This window comes from Cellulomonas biazotea (assembly GCF_004306155.1).
Lineage (GTDB): Bacteria > Actinomycetota > Actinomycetes > Actinomycetales > Cellulomonadaceae > Cellulomonas > Cellulomonas biazotea.
Genome location: NZ_BIMR01000244.1, coordinates 1 through 9,777 on the forward strand (window position 1 = coordinate 1; position 9,777 = coordinate 9,777).

The 9,777-nt window shown below is 75.5% G+C and carries 10 protein-coding genes; 4 read left to right on the forward strand and 6 right to left on the reverse strand.

Annotated features, from left to right (window positions below; genetic code table 11):
- Nucleotides 1-24 precede the first annotated feature (24 nt).
- Both CBZ_RS15210 and CBZ_RS15215 read right to left on the reverse strand, forming a co-directional pair.
- Nucleotides 25-558 (reverse strand): hypothetical protein, encoded by a 534-nt coding sequence (locus CBZ_RS15210; RefSeq protein ID WP_130782358.1) that lies wholly within the window; start codon nucleotides 556-558, stop codon nucleotides 25-27.
- 13 nt (nucleotides 559-571) lie between these two features.
- Nucleotides 572-2,188, reverse strand: a complete 1,617-nt coding sequence (locus tag CBZ_RS15215; protein WP_130782366.1) for an acyl-CoA carboxylase subunit beta — start codon at nucleotides 2,186-2,188, stop codon at nucleotides 572-574.
- A gap of 223 nt (nucleotides 2,189-2,411) precedes the next feature.
- On the opposite strand from CBZ_RS15215, the gene CBZ_RS15220 reads away from it, so the two are divergent.
- Entirely contained in the window at nucleotides 2,412-3,314 is a 903-nt protein-coding gene (locus CBZ_RS15220) for a biotin--[acetyl-CoA-carboxylase] ligase (protein WP_130782359.1), read from the forward strand.
- A gap of 14 nt (nucleotides 3,315-3,328) precedes the next feature.
- Entirely contained in the window at nucleotides 3,329-4,438 is a 1,110-nt protein-coding gene (locus CBZ_RS15225; protein WP_246013451.1) for an adenylate/guanylate cyclase domain-containing protein, read from the forward strand.
- A gap of 64 nt (nucleotides 4,439-4,502) precedes the next feature.
- Here CBZ_RS15225 and CBZ_RS15230 read toward each other — a convergent pair whose 3' ends face one another.
- A complete protein-coding gene (locus CBZ_RS15230; protein ID WP_130782361.1) occupies nucleotides 4,503-5,246 on the reverse strand; it encodes an SOS response-associated peptidase in 744 nt (247 codons plus the stop codon).
- A gap of 135 nt (nucleotides 5,247-5,381) precedes the next feature.
- Between CBZ_RS15230 and CBZ_RS15235 the strand changes: the two genes are divergently transcribed.
- Entirely contained in the window at nucleotides 5,382-6,788 is a 1,407-nt protein-coding gene (locus CBZ_RS15235) for a multidrug effflux MFS transporter (protein ID WP_373862185.1), read from the forward strand.
- A 49-nt stretch (nucleotides 6,789-6,837) separates the two neighbouring features.
- A complete protein-coding gene (locus CBZ_RS15240) occupies nucleotides 6,838-7,773 on the forward strand; it encodes a MerR family transcriptional regulator (protein ID WP_246013453.1) in 936 nt (311 codons plus the stop codon).
- Nucleotides 7,774-7,784: 11 nt separating this feature from the next.
- On the opposite strand, the gene CBZ_RS15245 is transcribed toward CBZ_RS15240, so the two are convergent.
- From CBZ_RS15245 to CBZ_RS15255, 3 genes are all read right to left on the reverse strand, one after another.
- Nucleotides 7,785-9,029, reverse strand: coding sequence for a pyridoxal phosphate-dependent aminotransferase (locus CBZ_RS15245; RefSeq protein WP_130782363.1), 1,245 nt, complete (start codon nucleotides 9,027-9,029; stop codon nucleotides 7,785-7,787).
- A gap of 70 nt (nucleotides 9,030-9,099) precedes the next feature.
- Nucleotides 9,100-9,225: a molybdopterin oxidoreductase gene (locus tag CBZ_RS15250; RefSeq protein WP_130782364.1), complete on the reverse strand. Its 126-nt coding sequence runs from the start codon at nucleotides 9,223-9,225 to the stop codon at nucleotides 9,100-9,102.
- Between the two features lie 155 nt (nucleotides 9,226-9,380).
- On the reverse strand, nucleotides 9,381-9,777 hold a 397-nt coding region (locus tag CBZ_RS15255; protein WP_130782365.1), incomplete at its 5' end, for a hypothetical protein.

Genomic DNA, 9,777 nt, shown 5'->3' on the forward strand with positions numbered 1-9,777 from the left:
GGGCGCCCGACGGACGGTCCGCGCTCACGCGCCCTCCTCGTCGTCGTCCTCCTCGAAGAGGACCGGCGCGCCGCGCGACACCCCCCACTCGGTGACCTCGAAGCCCGCGTCGACCAGGCGCTGCGCGATGTCCGCGCCCCCCGAGTCGACCAGGTCGAGCACCGAGTCGAGGGACAGGTCGGACGTGCCCTGCTGCGGGCCGACGACGAAGCCCATGTGGAACGTGTCCACGTCGGCGGGCGCGGGCGGCGCGTCGGCGTCGCCCTCCTCGTCGTCGCCCCACGACATGCCCGTGAGGTCGGCGTGCAGGCCGAGCCGCTCGTGCAGCAGGTCGTACAGGCGCGCGTTCAGGCCGCCGATCTCCGCCTCGAGCGACAGCACCCGCGGGTCCTCGTCGGCCTCGTGCGCGCCGAACTCCGCGCGCACGCCGACGGCCGTCTGGACGTACGCGTGCAGCGCCGTCGCCAGGGCGTCGACGGACGCGTGCAGGTCGGCCGCGTCGACGCCCTGCAGGGGCTCGCTGCCGTGGGTGTGCTCGTCGTGGTCGTGCTCGCTCACGCGTCCTCCGGGTTCACAGGGGGATGTTGCCGTGCTTCTTGGGCGGCAGGCTCGCGCGCTTGGTGCGCAGCAGGCGCAGCGCGCGGGTGATCTCCGACCGGGTCTGCGAGGGGGCGATGACCGCGTCGACGTAGCCGCGGTCGGCCGCGTCCCACGGGTTCACGATCGCCTCCTCGTACTCCGCCGTGAGGCGCCGGCGCTCGGCCTCGACGTCCCCGCCGGCCTCCGCGACGCCCTTGAGCGCGCCGCGCTGCAGGATGTTCACGGCGCCCCCGGCCCCCATGACGGCGATCTGGGCCGTCGGCCACGCGAGGTTGACGTCGGCACCGAGCTGCTTGGACCCCATGACGATGTACGCGCCACCGTACGCCTTGCGCGTGATGACCGTGACCAGCGGGACCGTCGCCTCCGCGTACGCGTAGATGAGCTTCGCGCCGCGCCGGATGATGCCGTTCCACTCCTGGTCCGTGCCCGGCAGGAAGCCCGGGACGTCGACGAACGTCAGCACCGGCAGGTTGAACGCGTCGCACGTCCGCACGAACCGCGCGGCCTTCTCCGCGGCGTTGATGTCGAGCGTGCCCGCCATCGCCATCGGCTGGTTCGCGACGATCCCGACCGGGTGACCCTCGACGTGGCCGAACCCGACGATGACGTTCTGCGCGTACAGCGGCTGCACCTCGAGCAGCACGCCGTCGTCGAGGACGTGCTCGACGACGGACCGCATGTCGTACGGCTGGGTGTCGGAGTCCGGGACGATCGCGTCGAGCTCCTCGTCCTCCTCGGTGACCTCGAGCGGCGCCTCGTGCGGGAACAGCGGCGGGTCCGTGAGGTTGTTCTGGGGCAGGTACGACAGCAGCGACCGCACGTAGTCGATCGCGTCGTCCTCGTCCGAGGCCATGTAGTGCGCGACGCCCGAGCGGGTGCTGTGCGTCGTCGCGCCGCCGAGCTCCTCGAAGCCGACGTCCTCGCCGGTGACCGCACGGATGACGTCCGGGCCGGTGATGAACATGTTCGACGTGCCGTCGGCCATGACGATGAAGTCGGTGAGCGCCGGCGAGTACACCGCACCGCCCGCGGACGGGCCGAGGATGAGGCTGATCTGCGGGATCACACCCGACGCGGCGACGTTGCGGCGGAAGATCTCCGCGAACTGCGTGAGCCCCGCGACGCCCTCCTGGATGCGCGCGCCGCCGCCGTCGCTGATGCCGACGAGCGGCACGCCCGTACGCAGCGCCAGGTCCATGACCTTGGTGATCTTCTGCCCGTGCACCTCGCCGAGGCTGCCGCCGAAGACCGTGAAGTCCTGCGAGTACACGCACACCTGGCGGCCGTCGACGGTCCCGTACCCGGTGACGACGCCGTCGCCCGGGATCCGCTTCTTGTCGAGCCCGAAGTTCGTCGAGCGGTGCCGCACGAGCGCGTCGAGCTCCGTGAACGAGCCCGGGTCGAGGAGCGCCTCGATGCGCTCGCGGGCCGTCTTCTTGCCGCGCGCGTGCTGCTTGTCGGCCGCGGACTGCTCGGCGACCTCGGCGGCGCGCGTGCGCTCGGCGAGGTCGGCGTGCCGGGCCGCGGTGCCGCGCGGGGCGGCGTCCGACGGTGCGGACTGCGGTGCGCCGGCGGGTCCCGGCACGGGGGCGCCTGTCTGCTCGGTCTGGGTCACCCGACCGAGGCTAGTTGTGGAACCCCTCCAGGCACGTGCAGGGGGATGACGGTGTTGCGCGCGTCCGGTCGTCGGAACCCCACAACGGCGAGGGGCCGCGGTTGTCCGCACCGCACCCGTCGCGACCCGTCGCGACCCGTCGCGCGGCGTCCCGGCCGCGACGCGGCACCGTGCCGCGCGTCATCATGGCGGAATGACGCCCCCCGCCGTCCCCCCGACCGGTGCCGACGCGACGGGCGGTGCGCGCGCCCCGCTCGACGTCGACGCGCTGCGCTCGCTGCTGCTGCGGCCCGCCGGGCCGCTGCCGCGGGTCGACGTCGTCGCGCGCACCGGGTCGACGAACGACGACGTCGTCGCGGCCGTCCGGGCAGACCCCGACGCGTGGCCCGACGGCAGCGTCCTCGTCGCCGACCACCAGGCCGCCGGGCGCGGGCGCGCGGGCCGCGACTGGGAGACACCGCCCGGTGTCGCGCTGACCTGCACGTTCGTCACCCGTCCGACGTCCGACCACCGGACGTTCGGGTGGATCCCGCTGCTCGCCGGCCTGTGCGCCGTGACCGCCGTGCGGGCCACCGCCGGCGTGCCCGCGGTGCTCAAGTGGCCCAACGACGTCCTCGTGCCCGCGACGACCGAGGTGCCCGGGTGGGGCGCCGCCCGCAAGGTCGGCGGCATCCTCGCCGAGCTCGTGCCCCTGCCGGCCGGCGTCACCCCTGCGGTCGCGATCGGCATCGGTCTCAACGTCGCGCAGGACGCCCACGAGCTGCCCGTCGCGCACGCGACCTCGCTCGCGCTCGCGGGGGCGCAGCACGTCGGGCGCGAGAACCTGCTCGTCGCCCTCGTCACCGCGCTGGAGGACGTCGAGACCCGCTGGCGCGACTCGGGCGGCGACGCCCGGCTGTCCGGCCTGGCGGACGACGTCGCCGCGGTGTGCGCGACGCTCGGCACGGACGTCCGCGTCGAGCTGCCGGGCGGCGGGGAGGTCTCCGGGCGGGCGGAGCGGATCGACGACGACGGCGCCCTCGTCGTCGTCGACGCGTCCGGGCAGGCCCACCACGTGCTCGCGGGTGACGTGCGTCACCTGCGGGCCGGGGGGTGAACTACTCTCGTCGCGTGCCCGACGACGGTCCCACGCCGCAGCGCGGCGCCGCCGGTCCCCTGGACGACGACGCCGTCGCCGCGTCGACCGTCGGAGAGCTCGAGTCCCGGCTGCTCGGCGGCCGGCGCCGCTACAGCGCACGCGACCTGGCCCGGCGCGCCCACACCGACGTCGACATCGTCCGCGGCTTCTGGACGACCGTCGGCCTGCCGCACGCCGACCCCGACGACACCGTCTACACCGAGCGCGACGCCGAGGCCGTCGACCGGGCCGTCGCCCTCGTCCGCGAGCACGGGCTCGACATCCGCACCGTCCTCACCGTGACCCGCGCGCTCGGCCACACCGCCGACCGGCTCGCACTGTGGCAGGTCGAGGCGCTCGTCGAGGACATGTCGACCCGGTACGAGCTCGACGACACGACCGCCCGCCTGCTGACCCTGGACCGGCTCGCCGACCTCGCGCCCGTCCTCGAGGCGCAGCTCGTGCACTCCTACCGCCGCCAGCTCGCCGCGATCGCCGGCCGGTACGCCGCGGAGTTCGGGGCGCTGCGGGCCCCCGGCCCCGACCTCACCGCGCTGCCCCTGGCGCGCGCGGTCGGGTTCGCCGACATGGTGTCGTTCACGCGCCGCACCGCGGGCCTCGGCTCGACCGACCTGTCGCAGTTCGTGCAGCGCTTCGAGGCCGCCGCGCGGGACGTCGTGACCGACGCGGGCGGGCGGGTCGTCAAGACCATCGGCGACGCCGTCCTGTTCGTGGCGGACGACCCCGCGACGGGTGCACGCGTCGCCCTGGGCCTCGCGCAGGCGCTCGGCGGCGCGCTCGACGTCGACCGCGAGCAGGCCGCCGGCGGCCTCGCCGAGGGCGCGCGCGGCGTCACGCCCGTGCGGGTCGGGTTCGTGTGGGGGCGCGTCCTGTCCCGGTTCGGGGACGTCTTCGGGCCCGACGTGAACCTCGCGGCCCGGCTCACCGACATCGCCGAGCCGAGCACCGTCTACACCGACCCGGCGACGGCCGCCGCGCTCGCGGGCGACCCGCGGTTCGTGCTGGAGCCGCAGGACGCGCTCGACCTGCAGGGCATCGGCAGCGTCACGCCCGTGCGGCTGAGCGCGGCCCCGCCCGCCTGACCGCCCTCGGCGACGGGACGTCGCGCGCGTCCCACCGGAGGGACGCCGTCGGGACGACCCCGGGTCAGAGCAGCGTCTGCTCCTCCGGGTCGACCGGCTCGAGGAGCTGCGGGCCGTCGTTGCGGACCGAGCTGACCAGCGGCGAGACGGGCGTCGCGACGATGCGCGGCGCGGGGGCGTCGAGCAGGCGGCGGGCCTCGTCGGCGCCCGCGGACGGGTCGAGCCACGCGTCCCACGCGTCGCGGCGCAGCATGAGCGGCTGCCGGTCGTGGATGTGCTCGAGCTCGGGGGACGCGGGCCGGGTGATGACGGTCGTGCTGACGAGCCAGCGGTCGGGGTCGTCGTCGGCCTTCGTCGGGTCCTTCCAGAACTCGTACAGGGCGGCCAGCGCCACGACGTCGTCGTCCGCGGGGTGCAGGAAGTACGGCTGCTTGCGGCGGGTCGGTGAGTCGGGGCCCGGCTTCTTCCACTCGTAGTAGCCGTCGGCGGGCAGCAGCGCGCGGCGGGCCGCGAACGGGCGGGCGAACGCGGGCTTGTCGACGACGGACTCGACGCGCGCGTTGATCATCCGGCTGCCGACCGACGGGTCCTTGGCCCACGACGGGACCAGCCCCCAGCGGGCGACACGGAGCTGCCGGACGACCTCGCCCGACTCCTTGTCGGCCCGCTCGACGACCATCCGGACGCCGTCGGTCGGGGCGACGTTCCAGGACGGGGGCAGCAGGCGCACGTCGTCGGCGACGGTCGCGATGGCGAACTCGTCGGCCAGGGCCTGGTCCTCACGGAAGGAGGCGTAGCGACCGCACATGCACCCAGACTGCCAGCCGCCACCCACACCGTCGGCCGGGCTGCCGGGAGCGTGGCCGACGGGGTGCGCAGCGTCACGGTGTGACGTGGTCGAATCGATTCGCGTCGGGGTCGCGCCGGTGCGACGATGGGACGGATGACTGCGCGCACCACTCCCGTCCCCGACGGGGCAGCGCCGCCGACCACCCCCCGGACCGCCGCCTCCGTCGTCCCTGCTCCCACCTCCCCGTCCGCCGCCGCCCCGTCCGTCGGCCCCGTGCCCGGCGTCGACGGGGCGTCCTCCGCCGTCGCCGCCGCCGTCCCCGGTGCGACCGCCACCACTCCCGCGCCCGCCGACGCACCCGCGTACCGGCCCAACGCCAAGTACGTGCTGCTGCTCGGCCTGATGTGCGCGCTGCCGGCGATCTCGACCGACATCTACCTGCCGTCGCTGCCCGACGTCGCCCGCGACCTCGACACGTCCGCGACGGCCGCGCAGCTCACCATGACGGCGATGCTCATCGGCGGCGCCGTCGGGCAGCTCGTCATCGGTCCGCTGTCCGACCGGTTCGGCCGCCGCCGCCCCGTGATGATCGGCGTCGCCCTGCACGTCGTGGTGTCCGTGCTGTGCGCCGCCGCGCCCGCGATCGTGCCCCTCATCGGGCTGCGCGCCGCGCAGGGCTTCTTCAACGCGTCCGCCACGGTCGTCGCGATGGCCGTCATCCGCGACCGGTTCGTCGGGTCCGACGCGTCCCGGCTCATGTCGCGCCTCATGCTCGTCATCGGCGTCGCACCGCTGTTCGCCCCGTCGATCGGCGGCCTCATCGCCGGCCAGGCGGGCTGGCGGGCCGTGTTCCTCGCGCTCGCGCTGTTCGGCGTCGTGCTCTGGCTCGTCGTGTGGCGGCGCCTCCCCGAGACGCTCCCGGCCGCGCGTCGCCGCACCGGCGGCCTGCGGACCGCCCTGTCCGGCTACCGCAGCCTGCTGCGCGACCGGCACTTCGTCGCGCTCGCGATCATGCCCGGCCTCGGCGTCGCCGTGCTCATGAGCTACGTCGTCGCGTCGCCGTTCGTGCTCCGCGAGGGCTTCGGGCTCTCCGAGCACCAGTTCTCGCTGCTGTTCGCCGTCAACGGCCTCGGGCTCGTCGCCGGCGCGCAGGTCAACGCCGCGCTCGTGCGCCGCGTCGCCCCGATCCGGATCGTGCGCGTCGTCCTGCCGATCTCCCTGGCCCTCACGCTCGTGCTGCTCGGGCTCGCGGTGACCGGCGCGGGCGGGCTGTGGGCGCTGCTCGCCGTGCAGTGGCTCATCCTCGCGATGGTGAACTTCGTGCCGCCCAACGCCTCCGCGCTCGCCCTCAGCCGGCACGGGGAGATCGCCGGCACCGCCGCCGCCTTCATCGGCGCGTGCCAGGCCGGCGTGTCCGGCGTGGTCAGCCCGCTGTCGGGCCTGCTCGGCGGCGACGCCGTCGCGATGGCCGTCGTCATGGCCGGGTCGTCCGTCGCCGCGCTGCTCGTGCTCGCGCTCGCGACGCCCGCCTACCGCCGCGGCGGCGCCTGGACGGGCTGACCTGCGTGGAGCGCACGGAGTTGCACCTTCCGTCGCGTCATGTGGTCCGGTGGACCTGACCCGCCCCACCGAGGAAGGCCCGCTCGTGCACCCGTCCTTCATCCCGCCGCGTCAGGTCATGATCGGTGCCGCGGCCGCGTTCGTCGGCACCACGCCGCGGGCGATCCGCCACTACCACCAGATCGGCCTGCTCCCCGAGCCCGGGCGGGGAGCGGACGGCCGCCGCCGCTACGGCTACGACGACATGATCCGGCTGCTGTGGGTCCGCAGGATGGCCGATGCCGGGATCGCGCTGGACGACATCCGTCAGGCCTGTGCCGGCACGCCGTCTGCGGGTGCCGACGGCGACCACGACGTCGCGGGCATCCTGGAACGGCTGGAGGGCACCCTCGTCGCCCAGGAGGCAGAGCTGCGGCGGCAGCGTGCCGCCGTGCGGCGCATGCGCACCCGCGGCAGCAGGACGGGTCTGCTCTCCGACGTCGTCGCGGGCCGCCTCGAGCACCTGCCCGAGGGCGCCCTGCGCCAGGCGGACCTCGACGCCCTGCTGGTCACCGAGCGGATCCTCGGTCCGCTCGGCGCGGCCGTCCAGGCCACCAGGTTCGTCGCCCTGGCCACCCACCCGGCGCTGCGGGAGGAGTCCGACCGCGTCGACGCCGCGGAGGAGGCGCTCGACGACACGGTCGCCGTCGACGACCCCCGGGTGGCACAGGTGGCGGCCGAACGGCACGCCTTCGAGCGGGCGCTGGAGGCCGTCATCGAGGAGTCCGGCCTGGCGCAGGCCGACGACGCGCTCGTCGACGCGTGGGAGGCGTCGCACCCCGCGACCGCCCACGGAGGTGAGGACGGTGCCGGCCGCGGCACGGAGCACGGGTCGATGAGCGCGCTCGACGCGATCGGCCTGATGCCCTACGACCTCTCCCCGGCGCGCCTGCGGTGCCTGGAGCTGGCAGAGGAGCTGGCCGCCGATGCGTCGCCCGCGTCCTAGGGGTGCCGGGCTCAGCCGCGCAGGCGGGACAGGCGGGCGACCGCCTCGTCGAGCACCTCGTCGCGCTTGACGAACGTGAACCGGACCCACGACCGCAGCGCGCGGTCGACGTCCGAGCCCGCGTGCGTGAACGCCGTCACCGGGACGCCGACGACTCCGGCCAGGGCTGGGAGCTCGCGGCAGAGGGTCGCGCCGTCGTCGAAGCCGAGCGGGGCGGCGTCGGCGAGCACGAAGTACGTGCCCTGCGGCCGCACGACCTCGAAGCCCGCCGCGGTGAGCCCGTCGCACAGCCGGTCCCGCCGGCTCGCGAGCGACGTCGCGAGGTCCCGCACCCAGGCCGCGACGCCCGGGTCGTCCAGGGCGAACGCGACCGCCGGCTGGAACGGCGCGCCCGACACGTAGGTGAGGAACTGCTTGACGGTCCGCACGGCCGTCACCAGGTCCTCCGGCCCGCTGACCCAGCCGATCTTCCAGCCCGTGAACGAGAACGTCTTGCCCGCCGACGACACCGTGAGCGTGCGCTCCGCCATGCCCGGCAGCGTCGCGACCGGCATGTGCCGGACGCCGGGGTCGAGGACCAGGTGCTCGTACACCTCGTCGGTCACGACGACCGCGTCGTGCGCGACCGCGAGCCGGGCGACCGCGGCGAGCTCGTCGGGCGTCAGGACGGTGCCCGTCGGGTTGTGCGGGGTGTTGAGCAGCACCAGCCGCGTCCGGTCCGAGAACGCCGCGGCGAGCGCGTCGACGTCGAGCCGGAAGCCGCCGGGCGTCGCGCGCAGCGGAGCGGTCGTGTGGGTCGCACCCGCGAGCGCGATGACCGCGCCGTACGCGTCGTAGAACGGCTCGAGCGTGAGGACCTCGTCGCCCGGGCCGGCCAGGGCGAGGACCGCGGCGGCCAGCGCCTCGGTCGCGCCCGCCGTGACCAGCACCTCGCGGTCCGGGTCGGGGGACAGGCCGTAGTGCCGCTCCTGGTGGGCGGCGACGGCCCGGCGCAGCTCGGGGATGCCCGGGCCGGGCGGGTACTGGTTGTGACCCGCGGCGATCGCGTCCGCCGCCGCCTGCGCCACCGACGCGGGGCCGTCGACGTCCGGGAAGCCCTGCCCGAGGTTCACGGACCCGGTCGCGGCCGCCAGCGCGGACATCTCCGCGAAGATCGTCGCCCGGACGTGCCCGTCGTCGGCCAGCAGGCCCGAGGCCCGGGCGACGTCGCGCCAGCGGCCGTGCGGTGCGGGGGTCCCGGGTGCAGGTGCGCTCACCCGGCGAGGATAGGCGTCGCGTCGGCGGCCGCACGCGGTGCGCCGCGACGAGGCCGACGGGCCGAGCGGGTCAGAGACCGACCGCGCCGACCAGCCCCGCGACGAGGAGGACCGCGAGCGACACCCACGCGCAGACCACCCACCACTCCACGTGGTGGTGGTGGCGCCCCACCCGGGGCTGCGTCCTGTCACTCATACCTCCACCATCGGCAGGTGTGGCGAAGGTCTCAACCTGCCGCGCGGGCGAAGCCGGAAATCACCCGTCAGGACGCGCAGGAACGCCCCCGCCCGCGACAGCGGGCGAGGGCGTCGTCGTCGCCCGCGGTGGCGGACGGCGGTCGGGCCGGTCGGTCAGCTCCCGGTCGCGCTGCGGAGCTGGTCGCCCAGCGCGCCGAGCTCGGCGGCCAGGTCGTCGAGCGCGTCCGCGGCCTCGCCGCCGGCCTGCGCGCGCGCCGCCTCGAGGTCGGCCTGGGCGTCGGCGACCTTCTGCTGGGCGTCGGCCACGGCCTGGTCGGCCTCGGCGGACGCGTCCTGCTGGGCGGCCTCCAGCGCGGACTGCGCCTCGGTCACGGCGGCCTCGGCCTCGTCGACGGCGGACTGCGCCTGGGCGGCGGCCTGGTCGTCGAGGCCCTGCAGCTGGGCACGGGTCGCGTCGACCTGCGCGCGCGCCTCGTCGGCCTTCGCGCGGGCCTCGTCGACCGCGGCGCGCAGGTCGCCGACGGCGCCCGACGCGGCGGACGCCGCGTCC

Excerpts from the sequence above, each read along its gene's own strand:
- CBZ_RS15220 (WP_130782359.1), top strand. The coding sequence starts at position 2,412 with ATGACGCCCCCCGCCGTCCCCCCGACCGGTGCCGACGCGACGGGCGGT.
- CBZ_RS15230 (WP_130782361.1), bottom strand. The coding sequence starts at position 5,246 with ATGTGCGGTCGCTACGCCTCCTTCCGTGAGGACCAGGCCCTGGCCGAC.
- CBZ_RS15235 (WP_373862185.1), top strand. The coding sequence starts at position 5,382 with ATGACTGCGCGCACCACTCCCGTCCCCGACGGGGCAGCGCCGCCGACC.
- CBZ_RS15250 (WP_130782364.1), bottom strand. The coding sequence starts at position 9,225 with ATGAGTGACAGGACGCAGCCCCGGGTGGGGCGCCACCACCACCACGTG.